General features: G+C 65.6%; 15 protein-coding genes. 6 read left to right on the top strand and 9 right to left on the bottom strand.

Features of this window, described 5'->3' with window-relative positions; translation table 11 throughout:
• Window positions 1–2: 2 nt before the first annotated feature.
• The 7 genes from LZ009_RS00075 to LZ009_RS00045 form a co-directional block, all read right to left on the bottom strand.
• Window positions 3–1106: an AI-2E family transporter gene (locus LZ009_RS00075; protein ID WP_275695840.1), complete on the bottom strand. Its 1104-nt coding sequence runs from the start codon at window positions 1104–1106 to the stop codon at window positions 3–5.
• A gap of 70 nt (window positions 1107–1176) precedes the next feature.
• On the bottom strand, window positions 1177–2340 hold the full coding sequence (locus LZ009_RS00070) for an ABC transporter substrate-binding protein (RefSeq protein ID WP_275695839.1): 1164 nt from the start codon (window positions 2338–2340) through the stop codon (window positions 1177–1179).
• Between the two features lie 19 nt (window positions 2341–2359).
• The gene (locus LZ009_RS00065) at window positions 2360–4216 is read right to left on the bottom strand and encodes an AMP-dependent synthetase/ligase (protein ID WP_275695838.1); all 1857 of its coding nucleotides are present in this window, start codon (window positions 4214–4216) and stop codon (window positions 2360–2362) included.
• A gap of 2 nt (window positions 4217–4218) precedes the next feature.
• A complete protein-coding gene (locus LZ009_RS00060; RefSeq protein ID WP_275695837.1) occupies window positions 4219–5016 on the bottom strand; it encodes an ABC transporter ATP-binding protein in 798 nt (265 codons plus the stop codon).
• Window positions 5013–5813 carry an ABC transporter ATP-binding protein gene (locus LZ009_RS00055; protein WP_275695836.1) on the bottom strand — a complete coding sequence of 267 codons (801 nt, stop codon included), beginning with the start codon at window positions 5811–5813 and terminating at the stop codon, window positions 5013–5015. The genes LZ009_RS00060 and LZ009_RS00055 overlap by 4 nt, the downstream gene beginning before the upstream one ends.
• Complete coding sequence (locus tag LZ009_RS00050; protein WP_275695835.1) at window positions 5810–6886, bottom strand: branched-chain amino acid ABC transporter permease; 1077 nt, start codon at window positions 6884–6886, stop codon at window positions 5810–5812. Before LZ009_RS00050 ends, LZ009_RS00055 begins: the two co-directional genes overlap by 4 nt.
• Window positions 6887–7762, bottom strand: a complete 876-nt coding sequence (locus LZ009_RS00045) for a branched-chain amino acid ABC transporter permease (RefSeq protein WP_275695834.1) — start codon at window positions 7760–7762, stop codon at window positions 6887–6889.
• Window positions 7763–7860: 98 nt separating this feature from the next.
• Here LZ009_RS00045 and LZ009_RS00040 point away from each other — a divergent pair, with 98 nt between their 5' ends.
• The gene (locus LZ009_RS00040) at window positions 7861–8652 is read left to right on the top strand and encodes a crotonase/enoyl-CoA hydratase family protein (protein WP_275695833.1); all 792 of its coding nucleotides are present in this window, start codon (window positions 7861–7863) and stop codon (window positions 8650–8652) included.
• A 103-nt stretch (window positions 8653–8755) separates the two neighbouring features.
• On the opposite strand, the gene LZ009_RS00035 is transcribed toward LZ009_RS00040, so the two are convergent.
• Window positions 8756–9175, bottom strand: coding sequence for an acyl-CoA thioesterase (locus LZ009_RS00035; protein ID WP_275695832.1), 420 nt, complete (start codon window positions 9173–9175; stop codon window positions 8756–8758).
• A gap of 42 nt (window positions 9176–9217) precedes the next feature.
• Here LZ009_RS00035 and LZ009_RS00030 point away from each other — a divergent pair, with 42 nt between their 5' ends.
• The 3 genes from LZ009_RS00030 (at window position 9218) to LZ009_RS00020 (ending at window position 11801) form a co-directional block, all read left to right on the top strand.
• Window positions 9218–11077, top strand: coding sequence for an ABCB family ABC transporter ATP-binding protein/permease (locus LZ009_RS00030; RefSeq protein ID WP_275695831.1), 1860 nt, complete (start codon window positions 9218–9220; stop codon window positions 11075–11077).
• 100 nt (window positions 11078–11177) lie between these two features.
• Window positions 11178–11375 carry a hypothetical protein gene (locus tag LZ009_RS00025; protein ID WP_275695830.1) on the top strand — a complete coding sequence of 66 codons (198 nt, stop codon included), beginning with the start codon at window positions 11178–11180 and terminating at the stop codon, window positions 11373–11375.
• 78 nt (window positions 11376–11453) lie between these two features.
• Complete coding sequence (locus LZ009_RS00020; RefSeq protein ID WP_275695829.1) at window positions 11454–11801, top strand: energy transducer TonB; 348 nt, start codon at window positions 11454–11456, stop codon at window positions 11799–11801.
• A gap of 26 nt (window positions 11802–11827) precedes the next feature.
• Here the strand turns inward: LZ009_RS00020 and LZ009_RS00015 are convergent, their stop codons facing one another.
• A complete protein-coding gene (locus LZ009_RS00015) occupies window positions 11828–12919 on the bottom strand; it encodes an integron integrase (RefSeq protein ID WP_275695828.1) in 1092 nt (363 codons plus the stop codon).
• Between the two features lie 275 nt (window positions 12920–13194).
• Between LZ009_RS00015 and LZ009_RS00010 the strand changes: the two genes are divergently transcribed.
• Entirely contained in the window at window positions 13195–13602 is a 408-nt protein-coding gene (locus LZ009_RS00010; protein WP_275695827.1) for a DUF4304 domain-containing protein, read from the top strand.
• A 111-nt stretch (window positions 13603–13713) separates the two neighbouring features.
• Complete coding sequence (locus LZ009_RS00005) at window positions 13714–14292, top strand: hypothetical protein (RefSeq protein ID WP_275695826.1); 579 nt, start codon at window positions 13714–13716, stop codon at window positions 14290–14292.
• The last annotated feature ends 889 nt before the right edge of the window (window positions 14293–15181 follow it).

Genomic DNA, 15181 nt, shown 5'->3' with positions numbered 1-15181 from the left:
TCCTAGCCGCCCGCCGGCGGCAGGGGCGGCTGCGGCGGCGAGGCCTGCTGCTTGCGCACGCTCGCCAGCATCTCCCAGCTGACCAGGAACACCGCGGCGATCACCGGGCCGATCACGAAGCCGTTGAGGCCGAACACCACGATGCCGCCCAGCGTGGCCAGCAGCACCAGGTAGTCCGGCATGCGCGTGTCCTTGCCGACCAGGATGGGGCGCAGCACGTTGTCGACCAGGCCGATCACCAGCGAGCCCCAGATCACCAGGCCGATGCCCTTGACCGGTTCGCCGGTGAAGAAGTACCAGGCGGCCACCGGCCCCCACACCATGGCGGCGCCGACGGCGGGCAGCAGCGAGAGCAGCGCCATCACCGCCCCCCACAGCAGCGCGCCCGGCAGGCCCAGCACGAAGAAGGCGGCGCTGCCCAGCGCCCCTTGCACCAGGGCCACGACGATGTTGCCCTTGACCGTGGCGCGCACGACCAGGGCGAACTGCTGCAGCAGGCGGCGCGTGTGCTGCGGCTCCAGCGGGATCGCGCGGGCGATGCTTTGCGTGAGTTGCTCGCCGTCGCGGAACAGGAAGTACAGCATGTACAGCATCAGGAAGAAGGACACGATGAAGTCCAGCGTGCCCTGGCCGACGTCCAGCGCGCGCGAGGTCAGCATCTGCCCGCTGCTGCCCACCGCGGTGATCAGCTTCTGCTGCACCACGGCCAGGTTGCCGACACCGAAGCGGTCCAGCAGCCCGTGCAGCCAGGCCGGCAGGGCATCGATCACGCGCTGGAAGAAAGGCCCGATCTGCAGCTCGCCGGACTTCATCTTGCCCAGGAACACCGAGGCCTCCTGCGTGATGGAACCGGTAATCATGGCCAGCGGCAGGATCACGATCAGCAGGATCACGGTCAGCGACGCCAGCGCCGCCACGTTGGGCTTGCCGCGGCTGTTGCGCAGGAAGCGCTGGTGCAGCGGCCAGAACACGATGGCGATGAAGATCGCCCAGCACACCGCGCCGAAGAAGGGCCAGACGATCAGGGCGAACAGGACGGTGGCGACCAGCACCAGCAGCAGCAGCGAACGGAATTCCAGGCCGGGGTTGCTCGACGGGTTGGGCATGCCGCGAGGGTATCAACAAAAAGGCCGCCCATGGGCGGCCCTGGAATCCCGTTTCCGCGGGAAGGACGGCTTACTTGCCGTAGTCGCTCATGACCTTCCACTTGCCGTCGACGATCTGCGACAGCCGCGACTTGTCGTTGCCCAGGCGCTTGGTGGCCGTGTACGAGGACTGCGGGCTGCCGAACATGTCGGGCTCGAAGGTCATCGAATCCATGGCCTTGATGAAGCTGTCGGTGGTGAGGTTGGGACCGGCCTTCTGCGCGGCGCGGATGAAGCTGTCCATGATGACGTAGCCGTAGACCGAGAACACCGTCGGGTCTTCGTTGAACTTGGTCTTGTACTTGTTGGCCCAGGCGCGGATGTTGGGCGCCGCCTCGTCCAGGTACGGGTGCTGCACCGTCATGGTGGCGTAGAGGCCGTCCATGGCCTTGCCACCCAGCTTGTGGATCAGGTCCGTGTAGGCGGCGCTGGACCCGAGGAAGACCGGGTTGAAGCCGGTCTTGCGCGCCTCGCCGATGGTGCCGATGGTCTCGCGGATGATGGTGCCCAGCACCACGAGCTCGCAGCCGGAGGACTTCATCTTGGCGACCTGCGAGCTGAAGTCGGTGGCGCCGCGCTTGTAGGTGGTCTTCTCGGTGTAGTCCATGCCGATCGACTTGAGGCCGGCCTCGCCGCCGCGCAGCACTTCCAGGCCGAAGTCGTCGTCCTGGTAGATGGTGCAGACCTTCTTGATGTTCTTTTCCTTCACCATCACGGGCAGCGCCTGGCGGATCTGGTCGTAGTAGGTGGCGGCGAAGGAGTACTTCAGCCGGTTCAACGGCTCGTACATCTCGCGCGCCGCGGTGATCGGCATGAAGTTGACGACGTTCTTCTCGAACTGCACCGGCATGGCCGCCATGTTCTGCGCCGTGCCCAGGTGGCCGGCCACGATGAACACCTTGTCCTGGTTCACCAGCTTCTGCGCCGCCAGCACCGCCTTCTTGGGGTCGTAGCCGTCGTCCTCGGTCAGCAGCCGGATCTTGCGGCCGTGGATGCTGCCTTGCTGCTCGTTCAGTTCCTCGATGCGCCACTGCATGCCGTTGCGTGCCTGCTTGCCGTAGCCGGCCAGGGGCCCGGAGAGGTCCTGGATGGTGCCGACGAGGATCTCGGTCTTGCTCACGCCCTGCTGTTGCGCCAGGGCCAGCGAGCAACCCAGCGCGGCGATCGCCAGGGCCAGGGTGGACTTCAGCTTCATGGTGTCTCCTTGTTGAAAATCAGGTGTACATCGCCTCGATCTGCGGGGCGTACTTCTGCTGCACGAGCTTGCGCTTGAGCTTCATCGTGGGCGTCAGCTCCTCGTCCTCGGCCGACAGCTGCGTGTCGAGCAGGAAGAACTTCTTGACCTGCTCCACGCGCGCGAACTTCCTGTTGACGCGGTCGATCTCCGACTGGATCAGCGCCTGCACCTCGGGGGCGCGCGTGAGGCTGGCGTAGTTGGAGAAGGGCACGTCGTTGTCCTGCGCGTACTTCTCCACGTTCTCCTGGTCGATCATCACGATCACAGTCAGGTAGGCGCGCTTGTCGCCGATGACCACGGCGTCGGTGATGTAGGGCGAGAACTTCAGCTCGTTCTCGAACTCGCTGGGCGTCACGTTCTTGCCGCCGGCCGTGATGATGATGTCCTTCATGCGGTCGGTGATGCGGAAGAAGCCTTCCTCGTCGACCGTGCCGACGTCGCCGGTGTGCAGCCAGCCATCGGCATCGATCGTCTCCGCCGTCTTCTCCGGCTGGTTCAAGTAGCCCATGAAGACGTTGGGACCGCGCACCAGGATCTCGCCGGTGGCCGGATCGACCTTCACCTCGTTGTACGCGGCCGCCGGCCCGATCGAGCCGGGCTTGATGCGCGTGGCCGGAATGCCGGTGGCGGCGCCGCAGGTCTCGGTCATGCCCCAGACCTCCAGCATGGGCACGCCCAGCGCCAGGTACCACTTCACCAGCTCGGGCGAGATGGGAGCCGCACCCGTCACCAGGAAGCGCGCCCTGTCGATGCCGATCATCTTGCGCACGTTGGAAAGCGCCATCCAGTTGGCCAGCGCGTATTGCGCCTTCAGGCTGGCCGACACGGGCCGGCCGGCCATCACATGGTCCGCGATGCGGGTGCCGACGCCGATCGCCCACGCGTAGGCCGCCTGCTGCACGCCGCTGGCTTCCTTCAACGCGATCATCACGCCCGAATAGAACTTCTCCCAGACGCGCGGCACCGCGGTGAAGACGGTCGGGGAAATCTCGCGGACGTTCTCCGGCACCGTCTCCGGGTTCTCGACGAAATTCAGATTGGCCCCGGTGTAGAGCGAGAAATACTCGCCGCCCAGCCGCTCGGCGATGTGGCACAGCGGCAGGAAGCACATGCACTCGTCGGCCTCGGAGCGCGCGATCAGCGTGTTGTAGCCGCGGACCGTGTAGACCAGGCCCTGGTGCGAGTGCATCGCGCCCTTGGGCTTGCCGGTGGTGCCGGAGGTGTAGACCAGGATCGCCAGGTCGGCGGGCTGGACCTGCTGCACGCGCTGCATCACTTCATCGGGGTGCGCAGCGTTGTACTCGCGGCCGAGGCGGCGCAATTCGTCCAGGCTGATGACGTCGGCTTCGTCGAGGTCCCGCAGGCCCTCCATGTCGAACACGACGATCTTGCGCAGCATCGGCAGCCGGTCGCGAACTTCGAGCGCCTTGTCCAGCTGTTCGTCGTCTTCGACGAACAGGATGCTGGTGCGCGAGTCTTCGCAGAGGTAGTGCACCTGCGTGGCCGCGTCGGTGGGATAGATGCCGTTGGCGACGCCGCCGCAGGACAGCACGGCCAGATCGGCCAGCACCCATTCGATGACGGTGTTGGAGAGGATGGACGCCGTGTCGTGCGGCGCGAAGCCCAGGGCCAGCAGGCCGCCCGCGACCTCGCGCACGGCGTCGCCGGTCTGCTTCCAGCTCCAGCTGCGCCAGATGCCCAGCTCCTTCTGCCGCATCCAGACGCGGTCGCCGCGTTGCGTCACGCCGTTCCAGAACATGGCGGGAATGGTGTCGCCCTCGAGCACGACGCGCGTCTCGGGCTGGATGTGGGCGAGGTTCCAGAGTGCGCGCATGGTCATCTCCAGGTCTTCTTCTTCTTCCAGCGCCGCTCGCCGCGCACGCCGGCTTCCTTCATGCCCAGGTAGAACTCCTTGATGTCTTCCTTCTCGCGCAGCTTGGCGCAGGTGTCTTCCATCACGATGCGGCCGTTCTCCAGCACGTAGCCGTAGTCGGCGGCGTTGAGCGCCATGTTGGCGTTCTGCTCCACCAGCAGGATGGTGGTGCCGCGCTCGCGGTTGATGCGCACCACGATCTCGAAGATCTCCTTGGTGAGCTTGGGCGAAAGGCCGAGGCTCGGTTCGTCGAGCAGGATCAGGTCGGGCGCGGCCATGATGGCGCGCGAGATCGCCAGCATCTGCTGCTGGCCGCCGGACAGCAGGCCGGCGTCCTGCGCGGCGCGCTCCTGCAGGATGGGGAAGTAGCGGTACACCGCTTCCATGTCGCGGGCGATGCCGTCGCGGTCGCTGCGCGTGTAGGCGCCCATCAGCAGGTTGTCGTGCACCGACAGCAGCGGGAACACCTCGCGGCCCTCGGGCACGTGCGACAGGCCCTGCTGCACGATGTGCGCGGGGTCGCGGGCGGTGATGTCCTCGCCCTTGAATTCGATGCTGCCCTTGCGCGGGTCGATGATGCCGCTGATGGTCTTGAGGATGGTCGACTTGCCGGCGCCGTTGGAGCCCAGCACCGTGGCCACCTCGCCGCGCCGCACCTGCAGGCTGACGCCGCGGATCGCCTTGATCGGCCCGTAGGCCGATTCGACGTTCAGCAGCTTCAGCACCGGCTGGTCGCTGATGGCGGGAGGATTGGTGCTCATGCCACGGCCCTTCGCAGCGACGACACGTCCTCGATCGACCCCAGGTAGGCCTCGATCACCCCCGGATGCTCCTGCACCTCGCGCGGCGTGCCCGTGGCCAGCACTTCGCCCTGGTTCATGGCCAGCACGCGATCGCTCACCTTGGACACCAGCGTCATGTCGTGCTCCACCATCAGCACGGTGATGCCCAGCTCGTGCTGGATGTCCTGGATCCAGAAGGCCATGTCCTCGGTCTCTTCGACGTTGAGGCCGGAAGAGGGCTCGTCCAGCAGCAGCAGCTTGGGCTCGGTGCACAGGGCGCGGGCGAGCTCCACGACCTTGCGCACGCCGTAAGGCAGGCCGGCGACCATGGTGTCGCGGTGGTGCTGCAGGTCCAGCAGCTCGATCACCTGCTCCACCTTCTCGCGCGCCGCGATCTCGGCGGCGCGTACCTTGGGCGTGAAGAACATTTCGCTGAAGACGTTGCTGGCGCGGTGCGTGTGGCGGCCGATCAGCAGGTTGTGCAGCACCGAGGCGTGCTCGAACAGCTCGATGTTCTGGAAGGTGCGGGCGATGCCCAGCTTGGCGATGCGGTGCGGCGGCTGCTGGGTGAGCGGCTGGTCCTCGAAGGACAGCGTGCCGGTGGTCGGGTTGTAGATGCGCGAGATCAGGTTGAACACGGTGGTCTTGCCCGCGCCGTTGGGGCCGATCAGCGTGAACACCTCGCCGCGCCGCACGTCGAAGCTGACCTTGTTGACCGCCAGCACCCCGCCGAAGCGCACGCTCAGGTCGCGGGCCGAGAGAAGAACTTCGTTCATCTGAGGCGATCCGATTTCTGGAAGGACTTCTGCCGCTTGAACAGGCCCTTGCGGTAGAAGGGGAAGAGCTGCAGGTAGGTGCGCACCTTGAGCCAGCGGCCGTACAGGCCCAGCGGCTCGAACAGCACGAAGGCGATCAGCACCGCGCCGTAGACCACGGCCTTCAGGCCGGGCGCCTGGCCGATGGCTTGCGGCAGGTAGTCCTTCACCGCGCCGATCGCCTGCGGCAGCCCGATCAGGAAGATCGCGCCGAGGAAGGCGCCGTGGATGGAGCCGAGGCCGCCGATGACGACCATCAGCAGCAGGTCGATGGACTGGATGATGTCGAACTGGTCGGGCGAGATGAAGCGGATCTGGTGCGCGTAGAGCGCGCCGCCAATGCCCGCCAGCGCCGCCGACAGCGCGAAGCTGAGGGTCTTGTAGCGCGCCAGGTGGATGCCCATGCTCTGCGCGGAGATCTCCGAATCGCGGATGGCGACGAAGGCGCGGCCGGTGGGCGAGCGCAGCAGGTTCAGGCAGGCCAGCGTGCAGATCGCCGCGACCACGAGGCAGACGAAGTAGAAGGAGTTGCCGCTGTCGGCCGTCCACCCGAACATCTTGACCGGCCCCACCGTCTTGCCGGCGTTGCCGCCGGTGACGCTTTCCCAGCGCGCAAACACTTCGGCGACGATGAAGCCGCAGGACAGCGTCGCAATGCCGAGGTAGATGCCTTTGACCCGCAAGGCCGGCAAGCCCACGACGACGCCCACCGCGGCGGCGAGGATGGCGCCCGTCGCCAGCGCGAGCGGGAAAGGCCAGCCCATGCCGGTGAGCACGGCCTGGGCATACGCGCCCACGCCGAAGAACGCCGCATGGCCGATGGAGAACAGGCCCGTGAAGCCTGCCAGCATCATCAGCCCGAGGCCGACGATGCCGTAGATCAGGATGAAGGTGAGCTGCGCCAGCAGGTATTCGGACACCAGCCAGGGCGCTGCCGCCAGCCACAGGCACAGCAGCGAATACCAGAAGACGTGGCCGCCATGCTTGGCGAGCTTCAGGTCCTGGCCGTAGTCGGTCTTGAAAAGGAAACGCATCTAGACCTTTTTGCGGAGCTTTTCGCCAAAGAGCCCGTTAGGCATCACCACCAGCATGATCAGCACCACGACATACGCCGCGATGTCCTTGAAGCCCTCCGGCAGGTAGAAGCCGGACAGCGATTCGACGACGCCGATCACGAGCCCGCCGACGATGGCGCCCGGCAGGCTGCCGAAGCCGCCGACCACCGCGGCCGGAAACGCCTTCAAGCCGATGAATCCCATGTTCGCGTGCACGAAGGTGATGGGCGCGAGCAGCAGGCCGGCGACCGCGGCGACTGCCGCAGCGAGCCCCCACACCAGGGAGTTGAGGCGCTTGACCGGAATGCCCATGTAGTAAGCGGCCAGCTGGTTCTGCGAGGCCGCCTGCATCGCGATGCCGACCTTGCTGTACTTGAACGCCGTGTAGAGCACGCCGCAAAGAACCGCGGTGGCGGCGATCACCACCATCTGCTCCACGTTCAGCACCAGGCCGGCCGCGTTCCACACCTGGTCCTTGTAAGGCACGGGCAGGGTGTGCGTCTCCGTGCCGATGTTGGGCAGCATCGTGATGAGCCCGCGCGCGACGTAGCCGATTCCGATGGTGAGCATCACGATGGAGAAGGCGGGTTGGCCCAGGATGGGGCGGATGACCAGCATCTCCAGCAGCACGCCGAAGAGCGCCATGCCGGCGATGGCGGCGATGACGGACAGCCAGAAGGGGAAGCCCATGAGCGTCATGGCGGCCAGTCCGAAGAAGGCGCCCAGCATCATCAGCTCGCCCTGCGCGAAGCTGACCGTTTCGGTGGCCTTGTAGATCAGGACGAAGCCGAGGGCGATCAGGCCGTAGATGCATCCTTGCGCGATGCCGCTGATCACCAGTTGAAGGAATTGCACCGGTGCCGTCTCCCGTGTGGTGGCGAACCGTTATAGCTGGCGCATCGCACCAGCAGGGACAGGGCTTGCCCTAGCCGCAGCGCACCGGCTGCTGTCTAATGCGCGACATGGTCCACACCGAGAAGCAAGGCGATGTCACCATCGTGACCCTGGCGAGGCCGGAGGTCCGCAATGCGGTCGATGCGGCGACCGCGCGCGAACTGCACGCGGCCTTCCTGGCCTTCGAGGCCGACGCCGGGGCGAAGGTGGCCGTGTTCCACGGCGACCACGGCCACTTCTGCGCCGGCTGGGACCTGCAGGCGGGCGCGCAGCTTGCGGGCAGCGCGGCGGAGGTGATCGGCCAGCTGGACTTCGCGCCCACCGACGTGCGGCCGCCCGGGCCCATGGGCCCGACGCGCCTGGTGCTGCAAAAGCCCGTGATCGCTGCGATTGCTGGGGCGGCCGTCGCCGGCGGCATGGAACTGGCCCTGTGGTGCGACCTGCGCGTGATGGAGGAGGACGCTTACTTCGGCGTCTACTGCCGCCGCTTCGGCGTGCCGCTGATCGACGGCGGCACCGTGCGGCTGCCGCGGCTGGTGGGCTTGGGGCACGCGATGGACCTGATCCTCACCGGGCGCAAGGTGGAGGCGGAGGAAGCGCTGCGCATCGGCCTCGCGAATCGCGTGGTGCCGCGCGGCGGTGCACGCGAGGCCGCGATCGCCTTGGCGCAGCAGCTGGCGAAGTTTCCGCAGGCGACGATGCTGGCGGACCGGATGAATGCCTACGAACAGTGGGGCAAGGCCGTACCCGAGGCCATGCATGCGGAGTGGGAGCGCAGCAAGCAGCGCATTGCCGATGGGCTGGAGGGGGCGGGGCGGTTTGCGTCCGGGGAGGGGCGGCACGGAGAGTAGCGCACCTTGTCATTGCGGGCTTGACCCGCAATCCAGCTCCGGCGATCAATCGGCCGCCGGGCTGGATCCCGGCTCGAGGCCGGGATGACAAAACCCGGTGACGCTACTTCTGGATTTCCTTCGGCTTCCCCTGGTCGTCGATCGCCACGTACGTCAGCAGCGCCTCCGTGACCTTGACGAACTGACCCTGCGTGCCGAAGCGCTCGGCAAACACCTCGACGTCGACCGTGACCGAGGTGCGGCCGATGCGCGTGACCGAGCTGAAGAAGCTGAGGATGTCGCCCACCCGCACCGGGTGCTTGAAGATGAACTCCTTGACCGCCACCGTCGCCATGCGGCCGCGGATAACGCGCGCGGGCAGCACCGAGCCGGCCAGGTCGACCTGGGCCATGACCCAGCCGCCGAAGATGTCGCCGTTGCCGTTGGTGTCGGCCGGCAGCGGGATCACCTTGAGCACCAGCTCCTTCGACGAAGGCGGCGGCGCGGCGGGGATGCCCTGCGGGGCACTTGCATTTGCGGACATGGGCACAATCTCGATTCTGTCTGTGTCTCCGGATTGTCCTCCATGCGCCGCGGCGGCGAACTGAGCTCCTCGTCCCTTCCCGTTTCCACCACGGCCGGCGCCGGCAAGGCGCAGCCGCGCTCGGACTGGACCACGCTCAAGCGGCTGGCGCCCTACCTGCTGCAGTACAAGTGGCGCGTGATCGCCGCGCTGGTCTTCATGATCGGCGCCAAACTGGCGAACGTCGGCGTGCCGATGCTGCTGAAGGAGCTGGTCGACGCCATGGACCTGAAGCCCGGCGACGCCAAGGCGGTGCTGGTCGTCCCCTTCGGCTTGCTCCTGGCGTACGGCCTGCTGCGCCTGTCGACCTCGCTCTTCACCGAACTGCGCGAACTGGTGTTCTCGAAGGCCACGCAGGGCGCGGCCCGCAGCATCGCGCTGGAAACCTTCCAGCATCTGCACTCCCTGTCGCTGCGCTTCCACCTCGAGCGGCAGACCGGCGGCATGACGCGCGACATCGAGCGCGGCGTGCGCGGCATCGAGTCGCTGATCTCGTACTCGCTCTACAGCATCGTTCCCACCCTGATCGAGGTGGCGATGGTGCTGACGATCCTGGCCGTGAAGTTCGACGTCTGGTTCGCCTGGATCACGATCGCCGCGCTGGTGGTCTACATCGCCTTCACGGTCAGCGTGACGGAGTGGCGCACGCAGTTCCGCCGCGAAGCCAACGAATTCGATTCGGCCGCGCACACCAAGGCGGTGGACTCGCTGCTGAACTACGAGACGGTGAAGTACTTCAACAACGAAGGCTTCGAGGCGAACCGCTACGACCAGAGCCTGGAGCGCCTGCGCCGCGCGCGCCTGAAGGCGCAGACCACGCTGTCGCTGCTGAATACCGGGCAGCAGATGATCATCGCCGTCGGCCTGGTGGCCATGTTGTACCGCGCAACGCTGGGCGTGGTGGACGGCCGCATGACGCTGGGCGACCTGGTGATGGTGAACGCCTACATGATCCAGCTGTACATCCCGCTGAATTTCCTGGGCGTGCTGTACCGCGAGATCAAGCAGAGCCTGACCGACCTGGACAAGATGTTCACGCTGATGGAGCGCGAGCGGGAGGTGGAAGACAAGCCGGGCGCGACGGCGCTGCAGGAACAGGCGGACTGGACCGTCCGCTTCGACCACGTCAACTTCGCCTACGAACCCGCGCGGCCGATCCTGCACGATGTGTCGTTCGAGATCCCCGCCGGCAAGACGGTGGCCGTCGTCGGCCCGAGCGGATCGGGCAAGTCGACGCTGGCGCGGCTGCTGTACCGCTTCTACGACGTGCAGCAGGGGCGCATCAGCATCGGCGGCCGCGACATCCGCGACGTGACGCAGGGCAGCGTGCGCAAGTCCATCGGCATCGTGCCGCAGGACACGGTGCTGTTCAACGACACCGTGGAATACAACATCGCCTACGGCCGCCCCGGCGCGAGCCGCGCGGAAGTGGAAGAAGCGGCCCGCGCGGCGCGCATCCACGGCTTCATCGCCTCCACGCCCAAGGGCTACGAGACGATGGTGGGCGAGCGGGGCCTGAAGCTGTCCGGCGGCGAGAAGCAACGCGTGGCGATCGCCCGCACCCTGCTGAAGGACCCGCCGATCCTGATCTTCGACGAGGCGACCTCGGCCCTGGACAGCGCCAACGAACGTGCGATCCAGGCGGAGCTGAAAAGCGCCGCCCAGAACAAGACCGCGCTGGTCATCGCGCACCGGCTCTCCACCGTGGTCGACGCCCACCAGATCCTGGTGATGGACGCCGGCCGCATCATCGAGCGCGGCACCCACCAGGAACTGCTGGCCCGGGGCGGGCGCTATGCGGACATGTGGGCACTGCAGCAAAGCGCCGAGAGTGAGAAATTTGCCGACGTGATCGGGATGTAGCGCTGGTAATCCGCAACACCAGGGCGTAACGAATCTCACGCGTCCTTGCCCGGAGTGCATCGCCCGCCTTAAGCTGGCCCGGACAAGAGGGAGGTGTGCAATGGGACAACGTATCGACTACCTGGAGGAGTCTCCGGAAGACAACGCGGCCAACTACGTGAACGGCCGCTTCGACCCGAAGGCTGCCGAGGAGCGCCGCGCGGCGCAACTGCGGCAGTTCGAGATCCAGGCCAAGCTGGGCGCCGAGGCCCGCACCATGGCGCAACGCCACCGGCCGCAGACCAAGGGTCACCGCTAGCCTGCACTCGCCTGGCCGGGCGCGGGTCCGGGCCCGTGCTTCCAAGGCAAGTACATTCTGGCGCTCATGCATCGAATCTTGCTTGCCGCCGCGCACCTGTTCCTGGTCACCGGCCCCGCCATCGCCGAGGCGCCCGGCGGAGAGCCGCCGCTGCTGGCGCCGCGCCCTTCTTTCCAGGCTTGCATCCGCCCCGAGTACCCGCCCGACGCGTTGCGCTGGGGAGAGGAAGGAACGACCACGTTCGCCTTCCTGGTGCCGGTGGGCGACGGCGCTCCTGAATTCAGGGTAATCCGTTCGAGCGGGTCCGCGCGCCTCGATGCGGGGGCCTTGCAGATTGCCGGCAAGTGCCTTGCCATCCCGGAGATCAAAGCGGACCTGGGGCCTGGCCGCTGGTACCGGCAGTCCATCCTCTGGGTGCTGCAATGAAGGGCCGCGCACCTGCCTGGCCGACGCTAGGCGCAAAGTGCCAGGTTTCCCCACGGAGGTGACGGTTCGCGCAAGTGCGGGGCCACCGGCGCCGACAGGGACGCAAGGGCGTCCAGAGGACTGCCGGTGCCGCCAGCGGCGATCTTGAGCACGTGGGTGTAGATCATCGTGGTGCTCACGTCACTGTGGCCCAGGAGTTCCTGCACCGTGCGAATGTCGGCGCCGGCCTGCAGCAGGTGCGTGGCAAAGCTGTGGCGCAGGGTGTGCGCCGAGACGTGTTTGTCGATCCCCGCCATCACCACGGCCCGCTTCATCGCGCGGGCGAGACGCTCGTCATGCAGATGGTGCCGGCGCTCCTCGCCCGTGCGCGGATCGATCGACAGCTTGGGCGAGGGAAATACCCACTGCCAGGGCCACGATTCGCCGGCGCGCGGGTACTTCATGTCGAGGGCATGCGGCAGGTAGACGCCGGAGCGGCCTGCGGCGCGGTCGGAGTCCCACACGAGATGTACGTGCCGCAGCTGGATGCGCAGCGGCTCCTCGAGCGAGCGCGGCAGCATCACCACCCGGTCCTTGCTGCCCTTGCCTTCGCGGACGACGATCACCTGGCGCGCGAAGTCGATGTCCTTCACGCGCAGGCCCAGTCCCTCGCGCAGCCGCATGCCCGTGCCATAGAGCAGGCGCGCCACGAGGCCCACGTCGCCCTCGAGAAAACCGAGCAGGCGTTCGACCTCCGGCGGCGTGACGACCGTAGGGATGCGCTTGTGCGGCATCGGCCGGCCGATTTCGGCCAGCCATGGCAGTTCCTGGTCCATCACTTCCTTGTAGAGGAACAGCAGCGCGCTGAGGGCCTGCCGGTGCGTGGAGGTCGACGCCTGCCGCTGCGTGGCCAGCATGGTAAGGAAAGCCTCGACCTCGGGCTGTCCCAACTCGCGGGGATGCCGCAAACCATGAAAGCGGATGAAGTAACGGACCCAGTAAACGTACGCTTCCTCGGTGCGAAGGCTGTAGTGCAGGTAACGAAGCCGCTCGCGCAACTGCCCGAGGATGCGGGTTGCCTGCAACGCCGGTCGGGGGGCGATGCGGAGGACATTGGGTGGCGCGTTATGGCTGTTCATCCATACAGTATCGATCGCGAAGCAATGGAAATCAAGGGGTTGCGGAGAGGGGGTGGCGGCGGTCGGGTGGACACGGTGGGTGTTATGCCGCGAGTTGGCGGGGTTCGCCGATGTAGTTAGGCCGGAGGGAGGAGAGCGGGGCGGTGAAAGCCGGATATAAAACAAGCACTTGGATGAAGGCAGGCAGGGGGACGAGGTGCAGAGTGCTGGTTGTTATTCGGGTGGCGGTGCGGGAAATCGTGGGCGGGTTGCGCTCTAAATCAAGTTAGACCTCAATGGCAACGCCGCGCGAGAGCATGGATGCCGAGCTAAAGGCTGCCGTAGTGCCTGCTCTGCGCTTAGTGGGATTCAAGGGTAGTTATCCGCACTTCCGGCGTTTGTCGGGACCCTACGTCGATCTGCTGACGTTTCAATTCGATAAGTGGGGTGGCGGATTCGTGTTGGAGATTACCCGCGCTTCTGCGGCCGGCTTCACGACTCACTGGGGCATGCTCATCCCCGCGAGCAAGCTCACTGCATTGGATCTCCACCCCGATAGTCGTCGCCGGATACAACCTCGGGAAGGCTCGGATACCGAAGCCTGGTTTCGCTATGACAATCGGCCTGTCGCAGATGTTTCGAAGCAGGTTCTTGATGTTCTTCCAGACGCGGAAGCTTGGTGGGCAAGTCGAGTTGAGGTCTAACAAGTCGGTCGACACGGACACGCACCGGCAGCGCGCCGCAAGGCGCGCGGGGGATCGTGCACCTTGCGGCGCGCTGCCGGTACGTGCCGGTCACCTCCAACGTTAGACGTCATGGACCGTCGTGCCGCTGTTGACGAAATGAAGCGCGTGTACGCGCTGCTATCCGCAGACGTCGATGCAGCTCTTGCTGCCGGCCGCGCAAAACCGGATCAGTTTGCCCGACGAACTCTGGTGCGTACTTACATTGCCTTTGTGGAAGGGCTTGCGTTTCAGTTCCGCCAGACCACGCTTGCGTCGCTGGCCGAAACTGACTTGCTCACACACGCCGAGCTCGCTCTCTTGCGGGAAGAGCGATTCCAGTTGAACTCCAAGGGCGAAACGGAGCCTCGAGAGAACTTCCAGCCATTCCTGCCCAATCTTCTCTTCTCACTTCGGACCTATGTGAAGAATCACGGTGCGAAGTTTGCTCCCGACACGGGAAGTCACGGATGGGAATCCATGCGGAAGGCCGTTGCCGTTCGCGACAGACTGATGCACCCAAAGTCACTTGCGGGCCTTGAAGTCTCAGATGAAGATATCGACAATTTGGAGAAGGCGGCCGAATGGTGGAACAAGACAGTCGTTGCAATGCTTACCGCGTGCGGAGAGGCCGACGAGCAGTTCCGGAAGCTGTCTGGCAGCGCGCAGTGACGTCTAACAAGTCAATCGACACGGACGTCCTAGCGGCCGGCTTCGCCGGCCTATTGTCCGCCGGTCATTTCCGACGTTAGGTCGCATGGACGCCACCTGTCCCAACTGCCACTCCCCCTGCGCTTACGATGCGGCTGAATGCGCCCACTGCGGCGCGCTATTTTCCGAATCGGCCGGGTGGAAGCCTATCTCCCGATCTAGGCAATGCACGTATTGTGGGGAAGTCGTTAAATCCAAACAGTGGTACTGCTCGGCTTGCGGTGTGCCCTTGACAGGACCTTTGCCCAACTCAATGCCGAATTCCAGCGTCACAGGGTTTCTAATCATCCCTGCGGGCTTGCTTCTATGCGCAGCGATTATCGGGATGCGATGGGGCGGCCCATCCGTGAAGGGGCTCTCCCTGGCGGCCTTCGTAGCCAGCCTTGCACTCTGGACGCTTCACATCGTCGTGGTCTGGCTTGCACGCAGACCACTCCGGCTTCCGAAAGGCGAGATTCGGCACTCGGACCGGCCCGTGGCGTATCACATAATCGCGGTAGCACTTGTCTTTATGTTTATGCTCATAGGCGCAGGCGCAGTCATTGCTGGCTTTGGCCAACTGCCATCTCCAAGTGGCAAGTAACCGGATGGCAATTTCGCGTTCGACGAGAATGCGACCTAACAGGTCTACAAGGACTTCCCGTTAGTTCAAGCCTCTCCTTCGTCGGCGCCTGACGGCATAGCAGCAACAGATTCAGACTGCACATCTACAAACGGTCTTGTTGCACAGGAGTGTGCGGACCCAGATACCAACCGCTCAGCGAGGCTCCATTCGATCGGCGCGGTCGCAGCCGCTACCTGTTAGCCGAGTTCACTCGCTGCCGGTCTGACCTGTTTGGTGCATCTTCGT

Source organism: Ramlibacter paludis (genome assembly GCF_022012305.1).
GTDB lineage: Bacteria > Pseudomonadota > Gammaproteobacteria > Burkholderiales > Burkholderiaceae_C > Ramlibacter > Ramlibacter paludis.
This window is presented reverse-complemented; position numbering and strand designations above follow the sequence as displayed.

Coding starts and splice junctions, on each gene's coding strand:
- LZ009_RS00030 (WP_275695831.1), top strand. CDS start 9,218: ATGCGCCGCGGCGGCGAACTGAGCTCCTCGTCCCTTCCCGTTTCCACC.
- LZ009_RS00040 (WP_275695833.1), top strand. CDS start 7,861: ATGCGCGACATGGTCCACACCGAGAAGCAAGGCGATGTCACCATCGTG.
- LZ009_RS00060 (WP_275695837.1), bottom strand. CDS start 5,016: ATGAGCACCAATCCTCCCGCCATCAGCGACCAGCCGGTGCTGAAGCTG.
- LZ009_RS00025 (WP_275695830.1), top strand. CDS start 11,178: ATGGGACAACGTATCGACTACCTGGAGGAGTCTCCGGAAGACAACGCG.
- LZ009_RS00015 (WP_275695828.1), bottom strand. CDS start 12,919: ATGAACAGCCATAACGCGCCACCCAATGTCCTCCGCATCGCCCCCCGA.
- LZ009_RS00050 (WP_275695835.1), bottom strand. CDS start 6,886: ATGCGTTTCCTTTTCAAGACCGACTACGGCCAGGACCTGAAGCTCGCC.
- LZ009_RS00055 (WP_275695836.1), bottom strand. CDS start 5,813: ATGAACGAAGTTCTTCTCTCGGCCCGCGACCTGAGCGTGCGCTTCGGC.
- LZ009_RS00005 (WP_275695826.1), top strand. CDS start 13,714: ATGGACCGTCGTGCCGCTGTTGACGAAATGAAGCGCGTGTACGCGCTG.
- LZ009_RS00035 (WP_275695832.1), bottom strand. CDS start 9,175: ATGTCCGCAAATGCAAGTGCCCCGCAGGGCATCCCCGCCGCGCCGCCG.
- LZ009_RS00075 (WP_275695840.1), bottom strand. CDS start 1,106: ATGCCCAACCCGTCGAGCAACCCCGGCCTGGAATTCCGTTCGCTGCTG.
- LZ009_RS00065 (WP_275695838.1), bottom strand. CDS start 4,216: ATGCGCGCACTCTGGAACCTCGCCCACATCCAGCCCGAGACGCGCGTC.
- LZ009_RS00010 (WP_275695827.1), top strand. CDS start 13,195: ATGGCAACGCCGCGCGAGAGCATGGATGCCGAGCTAAAGGCTGCCGTA.
- LZ009_RS00070 (WP_275695839.1), bottom strand. CDS start 2,340: ATGAAGCTGAAGTCCACCCTGGCCCTGGCGATCGCCGCGCTGGGTTGC.